The organism is Paracoccus lutimaris (genome assembly GCF_003337565.1).
Taxonomy (GTDB): domain Bacteria; phylum Pseudomonadota; class Alphaproteobacteria; order Rhodobacterales; family Rhodobacteraceae; genus Paracoccus; species Paracoccus lutimaris.
In genome coordinates this window covers 1-13488 of sequence record NZ_QPJL01000018.1, presented here as the reverse complement: position 1 = coordinate 13488, position 13488 = coordinate 1, and the positions used below count along the sequence as shown (strand labels likewise).

The following is a 13488-nucleotide window of genomic DNA, read 5'->3' as shown; positions in this document are numbered from 1 at the left end:
CGCAGGTTTCGCCCGCGGCAAGCCATTGTCAATGCGTGACAAAGCCGATCTGCCGCATCGGCTCGCCCCGCGCGGCCAGTTCGCGGCGCAACTCGCGCAACAGACCCTCGGGCGAGGGATCCTCCAGCCAGTCCCGCCGGCCGGCCACGCAGGCGAAATCGCCCGGCACCAGCCCTTGCAGATGGTCAAGCCCGGCCGGCGCATCAAGCGCGAAGAACTGCCCGAAAGCCCGCCGCGCCTGCGCCGCGTCCAGCGGGCCGAACTGGATCTTCAGGCTGAAACGGCGCAGGCTGGCCGGATCCAGCCGCTCGACCAGGTTGGTGGTGCAGGCAACGGGCAGCGGGTGGCTCTCCATCCAGGTCAGCATCTCATTGACCTGGCTGATTTCCCAGGAATGCCGCGCCCCCGTCCGGTCGCCCAGCAGCGAATCCGCCTCGTCGAAGATCAGGAAGCTGCGGGTGTCGCGCGCCTCGGCAAAGGCGGCGGCGATGTTCTGCTCGGAGCCGCCGACCCACATCGACAGCAGATCCGAGGCCCGCTTCTCGATCATCTCCAGCCCCATCTCGGCCGCGAGATGCCGCGCAAAGGCCGATTTCCCGGTTCCCGGCAGGCCCGAGAGGCACAGCGACACCCGCCGGTCGCTGCCGCGCAGCCGCCGGGTCAGCGCCGCGAGGTCGACATCGGCCGCGCTCAGCGCCGCGTCGAAATCGCCGCCGACGGCCTGCGGCCGCGGCGGCCGCCCTTCGACCAGCCGGCGCGAGGTACTGAGCGCCTGTTCAAGCGCAGGCATGCCGCCCCCGGCCAGCGCGGCGCTGCGCAGCGCTGTGGCCAGCACCGCCGGGGCGACCGGGTTCTGCCGCGCCAGCCGGTCCAACTGCCCGGCCGGCAGGTCGAGCCCCTGCCCCGCCGCCAATCGCGCCATCACCCGGCTACGGACCGGGGCGGCAGGCGGTCGCATCTCGATGGAATAGCCGATGCGCCGCCGGATCGAGGCCGGGATGCCGCTGATGTCATTGGTCGTCCACAGGATCGGCACCGGATTTTCCTCGAACAGGACGTTCTGATGCACCTTCGAGCCCTCGCTGCGCGAGAACGGATTGTAGGCGGGCATCAGATCCTCGATCTCGTCGAACAGGATCAGCGTGTCGCCGGCGTCGCGGAACAGGGTCTGCGCCAGCCGCAAGTGGTTCAGGCGCTCGCGGCGCGAGGGTTCGTCACCATCCTCGTCCTCGGTCAGGACCATACGCAGCGCGGCCCCCAGCTCAGCGGCAAGCAGGTGGCAAAGCTGGGTCTTGCCGGTGCCGGGCGGGCCATAGAGCAGGATGTTCACCCCCTTGGCCCGCCCGGCCAGCGCCCCGCGCAGGATGTCGCGGGCAAAGTCGCGCGCGGACGCGATGTGGTCGAAATCGGACCAACAGGTATCGGGCGCGCGGCCGGTCGGCACCAGCAGGTCGACCATGTCGCCTTCGGCGCTGACGACGCGGCGGAGCAGGTTGCTGATCTCGAAACCAAGCCGGCGATTCCCGCCCAGGAAATCCGGCTCAAGGTCCAGAAGCCCGGAGCGGAACAGGCGCGATCGTGGACCCAGCGCAGCGCGGATCGCCTGCCGCTCCAACCCGCCCATCAGCGCCAGCGCCCTATCGCGCGGCCATTCCAGCTCATCCACCATCAGTTCGGCCAAGCCCTGCGACTGGCTGGATTGTGCCAGCCGGACGCCAAGCTCCAGCAGGCTGGTCTCGGTTTCGTCCAGCCCGGCGCGGCGGGCAAAAGCGCGCAGCCGGGCAACGAAGGGCGCAGGTGCGTCAGACTTGCGCCGGGCCATGACCCGGGCCTTGCGGCACAACTTGCGCCATGCGGCGGCTGTCGGCGGCTCGGACTTTTCGGTCTCGAAAGGCCAGGCGATGTCATCCTCACGGTTCAGAAAACGCGACACTTCACGCGCCATGCGGGACGTGGCCGCAGTGCCGGCGATCAGCCGGTCGAGCGCGGGCCAGAACAGGTCGGGATAGTTGATCTCGTGCATGGTCACCTCTTGCAATGAGGCAATGTATAAGGTGGCTATGCGTCGGATCAGGACGGGTCTGGTGGGGTGCAGGGATGGGGAATAAGATTCCGCCGGTTTTGTGGGCACGAAGACACGGTCACTGGAAATTGCAGATAGTGGCCGGAAGTTCAGACGCGAGTTCAAAACAGGGCCCGCCATGCTGGTGACCAAGCGGGGGCCTCGCGGTAGGACAGCCCCTAGCACGAGAACTTTGATCCCCGACGAGATGACGTTGCCCAGCACGCGCTCGGCCATGAAGGCGGTCTTGCCGAATAGGCCGAACGGTATCAGCACGAAGCCCGGCATCCAGGTGGCCTACTGCCTCCTGAAGCTCCGTCGCGCCCGTTCGTCAACCGCCCGCTGTTCGCGCATCTTTCTCGCTGCAAGCCGCGACTTGGCAGCGGTTACTCTTTCGGGATAGTCTATGGCGAAGATCATCTTCAGGACCGGTGCCGAGCTTAGCACCTCTTCTTGCCACCCGAAGATGGACGGAAGATCCAGGCGAACCGCCACTGATTGCGTTTTTGCCTTGAGTTTCCCCTTCTCATCAAAGTGAGCTTGAATCAGCTTGCCCTCTTCCACATAGCGGCTGATATTTTTCTGGCTATCTCCGCGTCGAAGAATTCATCCAAATCAAGTACGTCCGACGCATCTACGCCATCCAGCTCGGCAGCGATATTAACCGCTGAAACATGTTGTCTCTGATGCAGCCACGTCGATATCTCGAACGGATCCTCTTCAAGTAGGGCGCGATACATTCGACCCGCCAGAGGATCGCGCTTGAAAAGGAGGAACTCCCGGTAGTAGGTCGCGAAGCATGAACCTTGCAGGTCGGCACCGTCGACAACACCGGGATGAACTACTGGACCTTCTCGCCCAACGTGTCCTACACCTATTTCGATCCTGCCCGGGGCCTGGATTTCTCGGTCAATGCCGGGATCGACTTCAACACCGAGAACCCAGACACCGATTACCACAGCGGCACGATGACCCATTTAGACGCCTTGGTGTTCAAGCACTTCAATGAGCGCTTCTCCGCAGGCATTTTCGGGTCTGTCCTTTATCAGCTCGAGGACGACGAAGGCGGCCTTGCCGATCGTCTCGACGGCTTCAAGGGCCGGTCCTATGCCATCGGCCCCATCATCACCTACGAGGCCGGGCCCAAGGAACGGCCCATCAATATCGCGCTGAGCTGGGCGCCCGAGTTCGGGGTCAAGAACCGCCCCAAAGGCAATGCCGTCTATCTGTCGGTTTCGGGTTCGTTCTGAGCGCAGAGCACGCGATGGATCAGCAAGGCTCGACGAAAGCACTCAAGGGAAAAGGAAGATGAGAGCTGCATTGTTCGCCCTCTTCGGGTTTCTTTGTATCGGCACGGCGCAGGCCCAGGATGGTTCGCCTGCGGACCTGCAATCCGAGGTGATCCACCGCCGCGCCGCCGAGGCCGTCATCTGGGGCATGCCGGCCGTCAACTTCGACCTGATGTTCCAGGCCATGCTCAAGGCGGGCGGCAAGGCAAATGGAACAACATGGCCAGCGACGACAGTTGCGTCACCAACGGAAAAGTCCGGCTGGCCGCAACCGGCGCCCCGCCCTGCCCATCGAAAGTGATTCCCGCGGAATCTGGCGCTTCAAGTTTCCTGGCTCTGATTCACGACTCACCCTCTCCCCTTAGCAAGGCTCCTCGGTGTGCCCACAAACGATGTTTGCGGCCCTCCGAACCCTTGCGAGGGAGATGCTCTCCCTTCGAACCCTCTGGTCCGCGCCACGGCACGGAAAGGCTGATCCGGGGGTCCCGGCGCTGGCTGCGCTGCCGATTTGGCCGATCTCGCACAGCAACTATGTCTTGGTATTTACAGGCGATTGGCGATGCTCGGGGCGGAAGGAGACCTTCCATGACCCAAACCGATGCCAACGCTACCAGGCGCAGGAATGCCCCCAAGGGCCAGGGCACCAGCCCGAAGTTCGGCGTGCGCCTGCCGCCTGCGACCCGCGCCATTCTGACCCAAAGGGCAAAGGCCGCAGGCCTGTCCAAGGGCGCGCTGATCCGCGCGCTGATCGAGGGGGCGCCTCTTGTCTCGGGCGCGGACCAGGCGGCTGCCCAGGAGACCAACGCGCAGCTGGCCCGCATCGGCAACAATCTCAACCAGCTCGCCCGCCATGCCAACAGCCGGCGCGGCGATGCCGATGCCGCCCGCCTGGCCGCTGCGGTGGCGGAGTTCCGCGCTGACCTGCGCCGGATCTTCGCCGCACCAGCCCGGCTGGAGGCGCGCTGATGCTGATCAAGTTCCTCAAGCACACCGGCGCCGCCGGCAAGGGCCAGGAGGCCGACCCCGATGCCCGCCGCGCCATCGCCTATCTGCTCGGCAAGGTGGTGCTGAAGCCCCGGGCCGCCGGCGGCCCCAAGGTCCCGACGCCGCGCGCTACCCTTCCGATCCCTCTGTCGAGAGAGGCCTGGCTGGTCAGCCAGACCTGCGCCGCCCTGCCCTTCCAGCACCGTTATGCCTCGGGTGTGATCGCCTTCGACACGGGCGACATCGACATCGCGGCCTGGACCCAGGGCGATCCGGCCCTGCGCGGCATGACCGAGGCGCTGATGCGCGATTTCGAGGACCTGGCCTTTGCCGGCATCCCCGAGGACCGTCGCCCCGAGGTGCTCTGGGTCGCGCATACCGACAAGCGGCGGCTGGAGCTGAACTTCCTGTTTGCCCGCGCGGTGATGGACAGCCGGGGCCGGCTCAGGGCGATCAACCCCAAGCCGCCGGAAAAGATCGGCATTGCCATGTGGGAGGCCTTCCGCGACAGCTGGAACCACCGCCATGGCTGGGCCGATCCGCAGGCCCCCGAACGCCACCGCGACCTGAAGCTGCCCGGCTCGGTGATCAGCACCCCGGCGCGTGATATCGAGGGCAACCCGACATTCGACATCCGCCAGGAGCTGGCCATCGAGATCGGCACCGAGATCGATCTGGGCGGCATCGCCAGCCGCGACGATGTGCTGACCTGGCTGGAGGGACAAGGCCACCGCATCAAGCGCAAAGGCCGTGATTACATCTCGGTCGAATGCCTGCTGTCCCGCGACCGCAGCGAACCGCCGGACGCCCCCGCCCGATACGCCAGGGCGATCCGGCTGCGCGGCGATCTCTTCGACCAGCGCTTCACCTCGCCGGCCTGGCTGGACGACTGCGGCTGGACTGCCGGCGGGTTGGCGCCCGAGCGGCGCGACATGCGCGGCGCGGCCGATGCGCTCGCGCGGCTGCGGGCACTCCGCGCCGCGCATCATCGCGACCGGCTTGGCTGGCCGGAGCAGGCTCCGGAGCCCGAGCCCGAAGCGCCAGATGACATCGAAGGCCTGACCTGCGCCTGGGCGCCGCCCGCGCCGGACAGTCCGACTGGCATCCGCGCCAAGGCCCGGCGTCCGAGTTTCGACGAGACCCGCCTGCCCGAGGACCTGATCGCCAAGCTGCGCTTCGTCGATTATCGCACGGGCCGGATGTGGCTGCAGGACGGATCCTCGATCGAGGATCTTGAGGATCGGCTGAAGGCCCGCAGCCGCAGTCACGACACCATTCGCCTGATCATCGCCCAGGCGCGGCTGAAGCGGTGGTCCGGCATCTCGGCACGGGGCGACGCGGCCTTCCTGCGCGAGGTGACACGCGTGGCCTTCGCGGAGGGTCTCGAGATTGCCGGCCGGGATGCAGGGATGGACAAGATCGTGCAGGATGAACTCGCGCAGCTGCGCGCGGCGCGGGATCTAGCGGAGATTCCGGAGGGGAGCGCCTGTTCACCTGAAGCTCCGGAATGCGCACAAACTCCGGATGCTCGCGATGCCGTACCCGGCAGAAAGGGCAATCCGGCAACCCCGTGGTTCGAGGAACCCATGGACCACGACACGCTCCTGTTGAGGACGTTGGCCATGTTATCCGGCAGACACGATGCCGATGCCGATGCCGATGCCGATGCCGATGCCGATGCCGATGCCGATGCCGATGCCGATGCCGATGCCGATGCCGATGCCGATGCCGATGAAGGCCTGTCTGGCCTCTTCCGCGATGTCGAGGCCGAGGATCATCCCGACCCGGATGACCTGGAGGCCAGCATGTCAGGGCCATGAGCGCCGGGGGCGTTCTGGCGTGCTGTCCGGCTATGCCCCCTGCCGCGACACCGTCCAACTGCCGGCGTGACCCCGGCGCAGATGTGCCGCGACCAGTTGGAACCCGCTCTGCGGCCAGCCCTGCGGCGTATCGATCCGCACCAGCTCGGCGATGCCGAACCCCGCCTTGTCGAGATCGCGCAGCCGTGCCTTGGTGGTCAGGTTCGTCAGCGGCGCAAGCCAGACGATGTTTGGCGCGATGCGCATCGCATGGCGGGTGAACTCCCGCAGCCGCGACCAGGGCGGGTTGGTCATCACCCAATCCACCGGCTGCTGCCAGTCGAAGAAGTCCCGGCCCTCGCCGATCTCGCACCAGTGCCGATCGAGATGGGCCGGGAAGCCATCGTGGAACGCCCCCTGCCCCCGCGCCGGATCAAGAACGCTGCCCGTCATCCGGTCGGCGAAATGCCCGATGACCGCCGCCGCAAGCTCCGGCGGCGTCATGACCAGATCCTGCGCTGGCGCGTTCGTGGCCGGCACCAGCCCGCCCCGACGGAAGGCGGGACCGCGCACCACCGACCCCATCCCAAGCAGCTTCGCCGCTTTCACAACGGTCGCGACGGTCGCGCCCAGATCCCGCTCGAGCGCGATGACCGTCGGCCGGCTGACCCCGATGCGGACGGCAAGCTCCGCCTGGCTCAGGCCCTTAGCGCGCCGCCGCGCGGCAAGCATCGCCGCCGCTTGCGTGCGATCGGGCGCCCAGCCCCAGCGCAAGCCCAGCACCGCCATCACCGCGACAAGGGCGTGGACACCCCCTTCTCCCCGCTCGAGCGCCCGCAGCGTCGGAAGGCTGATCTGCGCCATGGAGGCGACATCGGCCTGCGTCAGGCTGCGGGCACGGCGCGTCGCGCGGAGAAGTTTCATGTCAAGGATCGTTGCTATTCCTTAGGATAAAAAAGAAAGGATACTTGACATCATCTGCGATAGATCGAGTAGGGGCACCAGACAAGAAATGTCGAGAAGGGCGGGGAGCGGACTCGCGGCAGTGCGGCATAGTTGCCGCAGAAACCTGTGGTGGCCGCCGTTCGTTGGCCTCCATAGGGATCGATACAATGCCTAGGGTCCAGACTTCGGTAACGGGGCTGTCTGGGTCAAGGAGTTTTCGACAGACGGTCCCGGACGCCTAAGGGCGGCGATAGCAAGATGACTTTCGTCGCCATTCTGCGGATGCGGCCTTTGGTTGTGATCACCCCGGGTGCATGCTTCGGTCCGTGGTCAGCGCGTGGCTGCCAACATGATGCTGGTTCGATGCAATTCCGACGTGCCCATCTCATTGGCGTGCTCGAGCTTGTCGGCCGGCAACAGTCTAGACCACGACATCGTCGGAACCGCGTCCCTGGGGGACCTCGAAGGCCTGCGGTCAGGCAGGCAACAGATAAAGCTTCAGAGGTTTACGCCGCATGGGAGGTGACCGATGGCTCAATCCAGAATACGGTGCCATCACGCCACATCCGATGCAGGATCACGCCGATCCGCCGCGCCAGCGCAACCATCGCACGCCTCCGGCCCCGACGACGAGCAACCTGTGCCGCCCATGCCCTCAGCCAAGTCGCCCGCCCGCGGTGCATCATAACGGTCGCTGCCTGGCACAAGGCCCGGCGCAGGTTCACGTCGCCCGCCTTGGTGATCCCGCCCGACACGTCCCGCTCACCGGACTGATTGCGCGAGGGTGTCAGGCCGACCCATGGCCCGACCTTCTTCGAGGAAGTGAACCGGGCGGGGTCATCCACCGCCGAGCGGAATGTCAGTGCCACGACCGCGCCGATCCCTGGCATTGACATCAACCGATGACAGACAGGGTCGTCTTGCGCGAGTTGACGGACCCGCCTTTCTAGGCCGGCCAGTTCCTGTCGCAAGGCGGCACGCGCCCGAAGCAAAGGCTCAGTGGCGGCCACGAGCATGGGATTGCCCGTCGCGAGTTCCCGGATACGGGCCTCGAACCGGCCGCGGGAGATCGCACCGACCTTCAGGCCGAAGTTTCGCAGGAGCCCTCGCAGCGACATCTCCAAGGCGATCATGCCCTGCTGAACCGCCTTGCGGGCGCCCAGCACAGCACGAACCTCCTGTGCCGAAACGGATTTACAGTGGACCGGCCGGAACCAGCCGAGGTGCAGGAGGCGTGCTATCCCCTCAGCATCCCGCCGATCGGTCTTGATCGGCATGGCCTTCAGAGCGCCTTTCACCTGCCGGGTTTCCATCAGCACGACGTCGAGACCCGCCTCGGTCAGCCCGCGATACAGCCATTGCGACAGGGGGCCAGCCTCAAGGCCGACGGCGGCGATGGTCTCGTCCAACTCCTTTATCCACCGCGTCAGCGCTTCCGGTTCGCTTGCCGCCTGCGCCTCCCTCACGATCTTCCCATGCTCGCTGATCACGCAAATCGCGGTCTTCTCCAGCGATACGTCCAGTCCGACAAACAGCTTCATCCCGAAGTCCTCCCGATGAGTCCGATACGGGAATGGCGCCAGCTTGCCCTGGGTTTGGCAACGGTAACGGGCAGATCGTGGCGCAGGCCCCGTTACGGCATCTCATTGAATTTCACAGCCAGAACAAGACGGTTGCGGCGAGCATGATCGCGGAGAAGAAGGTTTCCGGGCAGCGGTCGTATCGGGTGGCGACGCGCCGCCAATCCTTCAGACGGCCGAACATGATCTCGATGCGGTTGCGCCGTTTGTAGCGCCGCTTGTCGTATTTGACGGCCTTCCTGCGGGACTTTCGACCGGGGATGCAGACCTTTATCCCCCTGTCTTTGGTCGTGTCTCGGAAGTGGTGGAAATTGGACGGCGGCGTAATCTCCGGGTGAACTGACACCCACCCAACCGGCGGCGGCAACCGCCAGGGAGATCACGCCATGAAGCAGAATTCCGACAGCTCATCCTTTTCGCTACTGCCCGACGCAGGGGCGTATGATCCGATCGAGGATCGCCTTCGGGCAAATGTCCGTGCCACCATTGAGGCCATGTTCGAAGAGGAACTGGCCGACTTTCTTGGACGGCTTCGTTACGGCCGCGGCAACGAGCGGGCCAAGGGCTACCGCCACGGGCATCGCGATCGGCAGCTGACCGGCACATTCGGCACTGAGACGGTGCGGGTTCCTCGTGCCCGGATCGAGAACGAGGCCGGCAAGATCACCGAATGGCGCTCGAAGGCACTGCCCCGCTACAGGCGGCTGACAAAGAAGGCCGAGGCCCTGATCGCGGCGGTCTACCTGGCCGGCACCAATACCCGGCGCGTCAAGCGGGCGCTCTTCGGACTGTTCGAGGGGGCGGTGAGCAAGGATGTGGTGAGCCGCGCCTGGCGCAAGGTGAAGGTCGATTGGGACGCGTGGTCCACCCGCGACCTGGCCGAGGAGGATACCCGTGACGGGCTTCGCCAAGAGATCTACGATCTGCTTTACGATGACCGGACGGGACTGCCGGCTTCCAAGTATGACGACGATGCGCTGTCACAAAAGACAGACGCCATCTTCCAGAACTTCATGCACCGATTTGATTACGGCACTGCCGCTGGCGCGCACGCCGGTCATTGACGACCGCCCCCTCCTCTGGTTCCTCCCCGGCCCTGAACGTATGCGGGGGGGCGCAGGGCGGCGGTTCGCTAGCGAGAGGCACTTTCACTGGTCTGCTGCCTGTTTCGAGGACACGAAGATAAGATCGTTTCCAAGGAGCTGGAGACCGCAAATGACGAGACGGAAGTTTACGCGTGAGTTCAAGATCGAGGCTGTCAGGCTGGTGACCGAGCGGGCCGTCGCGGTGGCGCAAGCGGCCCGTGATCTTGATCTGGCGGAGAGCGTGTTGCGCCGCTGGATGCGCGAGCTGACGACGGCTCCTGCTGCAGCGTTTCTCGGCAATGGGCAGATGCGGGCCGATCTGGCCGAGATTGCAGCCCTGAAGAAAGAGGTCGCGCGTCTTCGTGCGGAGCGTGACATCCTGAAGAAAGCGGCACCAACCCCATCGCCTGGTCCAATGACGACGACCAAAGCATCGGCGCGCATATCACGCTGGCCGATTGCCTGTCCGATTGCCGCCAGATCGGCTTTGACGGCATCGAGAAGGGGCGCAAGATGCCCACGGACGGCACCGAACTGAAGGAAGTGCTGGCCGAATACGGGCTATCAAATCGCCAGCCTCGGGCATCTGCCCGCGATCGAAACCGCTGGAAAAGCAAACGCCATTGGCAGGAGCCGGGCCCGAACCTGATCCGCGACGGGCTGTTCTGGGTGCCGATGATTGCGGCCTTGACCGGCGCGCGCCGGGCCGAGATTGCGGGCCTGAAGGCCGGGGATCTCGAGGTCATCGACGGCATCCCGGTGATTCATTTCCGGCCGAACCCGAACCGGGGTCTGAAGAACCTGGTGTCGGAGCGCACCCTGCCGCTGCATCCGCAACTGGTCGCGCTCGGGCTGATGGAGCACGCCCGCCTCGCGCTGAAGGGACCGCGTGGCGATCTGTTCCCCGATCAGCGGCCAAAGTCCGGCACCAAGTTCGGCGACCCGCTGGACTACCGCTTCCGGCTGCTGATCCAGCGCCAGATCTCGGGCAATCCCGAGGGCAAGGTGCTGCACAGCTTCCGGCACTATGTCGCGACGCAGCTGGGCCGGATCGAGGGCTTGCGCGAACAGGTGCGCAAGGACATTCTGGGCCATGCGGGCGACTCGATCACCGCCGAGCGCTATAGCGAGACGACCCCGCTGGCCGCCAAGCTGGCAGCCCTTCGTCAACTGCCCCCGCTGCCCGTGCGTGATCTCGCGGCAGATGTTCGGGCCGTTGAAGCTGTGCGGGCCGTGGCCCGCAAGACCCGCAAGGATGGGCCTTGCCCGTCCGCGCAGTTGCCCCTTGGGCGACGGAGCGCCTCCCCGGCGTAAGGGGCAGACCACCGAGGTAGCTTTAGCTACCTATAGTCTGTCACTATGGGTAGGCCGAAGGCGCTGAATTACCCCTCCAAACTTCCGCGTGCGATCCTCTTCTTCCTGCTGCGATGCGGCCCTCTGATCCCGCCGTTCGCAGCACCTGACGGACCGCCATTTGCAGCGATCTGCCGCCCGCATTCGGCACCCGCCGGAATGGCGCCGACATATTTCCGTAATTCGAGGCCGTTAGGGCCTTAGGTTTTTTCGCGGATGCGCGATAGCTGGATGGCCATGATCCAAACCAGGGACCCCAATCATGGCCTTTCAGTTCGTCCATATCGAGACCTACGCAGAGCAACCCAAAGCCGTCAAAGGCGCCCCGGACCAGTTCAACAGCGCCGAACAGGTTCTGGGTGAAGCCGCGCGGGAGGGGCACTTTTCACAGCATGTCGAGAACCCGCAAGAAGCAATACAGCTGATGTATGCTGGCTCGATCTCCCTGGCCGATCTGCGGGAAAAACGCGCCGCCCTTCTCGCCGGGATCCGCGAAACCGTGACAAGCGCGAACGGAAAGACCTATACGCGCAGACTGCGTGCCGATGCAGCCACCCTCTATACCGAGATCCATTCGCATCCGATGACGCCGCAGGAAATGAGGGCTGATCCGGACAACAAATATCAGATTGCCGATTGGGCCGCACGTATCGTCAGGGATTTCACGGCCCGTATGCCAGACGGCATCGACTGGACGGTTGTCCTGCATCTGGACGAAAGCCATGTGCATATCCACATTCTCGCCATCAACACGCCCGATCCAAAGCTGGACGCCAACAAACTTCATGTCGGCAAATGCGCAGCCGCCCGCTGGCGCGATTGCAACGACAGCGATGTCATCGCCCCGCTGCCAAAACCGGAACTGATCCCGCGTCCCTTGAAACCGAGAAAAGAACGCCCCAGCAAAAACCGCCAGACCCAGGCCAAGCGCGATGCGCGCCATGCAGAAGCCGTTGTCGCATGGGAAGAGTCCTGCCTGCCGATCGACGCTGAAAATACCGACCGCATCTCGCAATGGGAAACCGCAAACACCGAGCACATCAAAGCTGCTCGCCAGCTGCGGGGAAAATCCGGCGTCCAGCGCGCGTTCAACGACGAGATGAAAGCCTTTCAGGATCGCTATTACGAAGCCGTCGGAAAGTATTGCAGCCTGCTGCGCGTCGGGCCACACCTCGCGCGAAAATCGACCAAGGCCTATGCCGCCGATAAGGCCCAGGCAAAGCACATCGCCGAGACCCTTGCCGAGTCCGAGCGGACAAAGGAGCAGTTGTTGGAGCAACGTAAAGGCCTGGAAAGACAACAGGCCGAGTTGTCGCAGATCCACCACCAGCAGAAGATCAGGCAAGAATCCCTGCAGGCGCGAGAGGAGCGTCTGATCGCCGATCAGACGGAACTCGCCCGCAGAGAAGATATGATCCGGAAAAAGGTAAAGGTGGCACGGCAGGATGTGGAACGGGAAAGGTCTGAGATAGCGGCAGCGCAGCACGAGAAAGAGCAGCAGCTTGCGGGCCAAGCTGCTGCCTTGAAGAAAAAGGAACATGAACTGGTCCAGACGGCGATTGCCCTCAAGAACCAGCGTAAAGAGTTCGACGACGCCGTCGAAGCCATGGATGAGGTGCTCACCGCCGTCGAATCCGGCGAGACCACGGTCGACGGCGGAAAGCTGAATTTCCAGCGCATGCCCGCATTCTTGCACGGTATGCGCAACATCGCCCCTGAGCAGCGCAGCCCGATACAGAAACTCGTGGGACGGTTCATCAACGTGATCAACCGCGTCCAACAGGGCATTGACGCAATGCGCTTTGGACGCGGGGCCGATAACGATAGCCAGTCACCGGGACTCTAGGGCATGATCGGCTCGCTGTGCAGCGCAGTTCTGCCCGACAGTTGAGTGTCTGCGTCTTTGATTCTGTGGTGAGTAAGCCCCCTCACTCTCCCATGACATACACCACGGGCGTCCTGCCTTCGGCACCTTCGACGGCGTAAAGCGCGATTTCCCGGCGGATGGGCTCGATGCCGGTGGTGTTTTTCAGGGGGTCATAGGGCGGGTTGGCGGTCAGGGGCTGGCCTGCGCCTGCGGCGAAGGTCGGGACGCCGCGACCGCCAATGATCGGGGCTTTGCGGGCCTGGCGGATGTCCTCGCGGTCGTAATCGGCGATGGTGGTGAGGCCGTCGAAGGCGGTTGCGGCATCGCCGAGGAATGTCGTGACGGCGGCTTCCGCGCTGGTGGCGGCGGGTTGTTCGATGACGCCGTAAGCGCCGGCCAGGACATGGCCACCGTCCTTGGGCTCGAAGATCAGCACGGCGCAGCGGTCCAGCGCCTCGGGGGTATAGCAGGCAAGGCCCGGGCCAAGGCCACGGGTGTCGACCGCACCGCTGCCGCTGCCGTAA

Annotated in this window: 11 protein-coding genes and 3 pseudogenes; 8 read left to right on the top strand and 6 right to left on the bottom strand. The window is 64.7% G+C overall.

The window, feature by feature from the left end:
• Window positions 1-28: 28 nt before the first annotated feature.
• Complete coding sequence (locus tag DFP89_RS14620) at window positions 29-2023, bottom strand: AAA family ATPase (protein WP_220269844.1); 1995 nt, start codon at window positions 2021-2023, stop codon at window positions 29-31.
• 189 nt (window positions 2024-2212) lie between these two features.
• Window positions 2213-2356 (bottom strand): annotated as a pseudogene (locus DFP89_RS20560) (type IV secretion system protein); the annotation flags it as partial.
• 512 nt (window positions 2357-2868) lie between these two features.
• Between DFP89_RS20560 and DFP89_RS14610 the strand changes: the two are divergent.
• From DFP89_RS14610 to DFP89_RS20370, 4 genes are all read left to right on the top strand, one after another.
• Window positions 2869-3312, top strand: coding sequence for a SphA family protein (locus tag DFP89_RS14610; protein WP_114350134.1), 444 nt, complete (start codon window positions 2869-2871; stop codon window positions 3310-3312).
• A 70-nt stretch (window positions 3313-3382) separates the two neighbouring features.
• Window positions 3383-3652 carry a hypothetical protein gene (locus tag DFP89_RS14605; RefSeq protein WP_080621558.1) on the top strand — a complete coding sequence of 90 codons (270 nt, stop codon included), beginning with the start codon at window positions 3383-3385 and terminating at the stop codon, window positions 3650-3652.
• A gap of 284 nt (window positions 3653-3936) precedes the next feature.
• Window positions 3937-4317 (top strand): plasmid mobilization protein, encoded by a 381-nt coding sequence (locus tag DFP89_RS20375; protein WP_181870354.1) that lies wholly within the window; start codon window positions 3937-3939, stop codon window positions 4315-4317.
• A complete protein-coding gene (locus DFP89_RS20370) occupies window positions 4317-6155 on the top strand; it encodes an LPD7 domain-containing protein (protein ID WP_181870353.1) in 1839 nt (612 codons plus the stop codon). Before DFP89_RS20375 ends, DFP89_RS20370 begins: the two co-directional genes overlap by 1 nt.
• A 30-nt stretch (window positions 6156-6185) precedes the next feature.
• On the opposite strand, the gene DFP89_RS14590 is transcribed toward DFP89_RS20370, so the two are convergent.
• The 3 genes and pseudogenes from DFP89_RS14590 to DFP89_RS14580 all read right to left on the bottom strand — a co-directional run.
• Entirely contained in the window at window positions 6186-7058 is an 873-nt protein-coding gene (locus DFP89_RS14590) for a helix-turn-helix domain-containing protein (RefSeq protein ID WP_114350130.1), read from the bottom strand.
• Between the two features lie 527 nt (window positions 7059-7585).
• On the bottom strand, window positions 7586-8620 hold the full coding sequence (locus tag DFP89_RS14585; protein WP_114350129.1) for an IS110 family RNA-guided transposase: 1035 nt from the start codon (window positions 8618-8620) through the stop codon (window positions 7586-7588).
• Window positions 8621-8732: 112 nt separating this feature from the next.
• Window positions 8733-8957 (bottom strand): annotated as a pseudogene (locus DFP89_RS14580) (transposase); the annotation flags it as partial.
• 88 nt (window positions 8958-9045) lie between these two features.
• On the opposite strand from DFP89_RS14580, the pseudogene DFP89_RS14575 reads away from it, so the two are divergent.
• The 4 genes and pseudogenes from DFP89_RS14575 to DFP89_RS14560 form a co-directional block, all read left to right on the top strand.
• A pseudogene (locus DFP89_RS14575) lies at window positions 9046-9549 on the top strand (transposase); the annotation flags it as partial.
• 325 nt (window positions 9550-9874) lie between these two features.
• Entirely contained in the window at window positions 9875-10282 is a 408-nt protein-coding gene (locus DFP89_RS21190) for a transposase (RefSeq protein WP_220269843.1), read from the top strand.
• Window positions 10258-11058 carry a tyrosine-type recombinase/integrase gene (locus tag DFP89_RS20550; RefSeq protein ID WP_114350127.1) on the top strand — a complete coding sequence of 267 codons (801 nt, stop codon included), beginning with the start codon at window positions 10258-10260 and terminating at the stop codon, window positions 11056-11058. The genes DFP89_RS21190 and DFP89_RS20550 overlap by 25 nt, the downstream gene beginning before the upstream one ends.
• A 301-nt stretch (window positions 11059-11359) precedes the next feature.
• Entirely contained in the window at window positions 11360-12943 is a 1584-nt protein-coding gene (locus DFP89_RS14560; RefSeq protein ID WP_114350126.1) for a Mob protein, read from the top strand.
• An 82-nt stretch (window positions 12944-13025) separates the two neighbouring features.
• On the opposite strand, the gene DFP89_RS20360 is transcribed toward DFP89_RS14560, so the two are convergent.
• Window positions 13026-13488: hypothetical protein (locus DFP89_RS20360; protein ID WP_181870352.1), on the bottom strand; the 463-nt coding region annotated here is incomplete at its 5' end.

Excerpts from the sequence above, each read along its gene's own strand:
- DFP89_RS14620 (WP_220269844.1), bottom strand. The coding sequence starts at position 2,023 with ATGCACGAGATCAACTATCCCGACCTGTTCTGGCCCGCGCTCGACCGG.
- DFP89_RS20375 (WP_181870354.1), top strand. The coding sequence starts at position 3,937 with ATGACCCAAACCGATGCCAACGCTACCAGGCGCAGGAATGCCCCCAAG.
- DFP89_RS20370 (WP_181870353.1), top strand. The coding sequence starts at position 4,317 with ATGCTGATCAAGTTCCTCAAGCACACCGGCGCCGCCGGCAAGGGCCAG.
- DFP89_RS14590 (WP_114350130.1), bottom strand. The coding sequence starts at position 7,058 with ATGAAACTTCTCCGCGCGACGCGCCGTGCCCGCAGCCTGACGCAGGCC.
- DFP89_RS14585 (WP_114350129.1), bottom strand. The coding sequence starts at position 8,620 with ATGAAGCTGTTTGTCGGACTGGACGTATCGCTGGAGAAGACCGCGATT.
- DFP89_RS21190 (WP_220269843.1), top strand. The coding sequence starts at position 9,875 with ATGACGAGACGGAAGTTTACGCGTGAGTTCAAGATCGAGGCTGTCAGG.
- DFP89_RS20550 (WP_114350127.1), top strand. The coding sequence starts at position 10,258 with ATGCCCACGGACGGCACCGAACTGAAGGAAGTGCTGGCCGAATACGGG.
- DFP89_RS14560 (WP_114350126.1), top strand. The coding sequence starts at position 11,360 with ATGGCCTTTCAGTTCGTCCATATCGAGACCTACGCAGAGCAACCCAAA.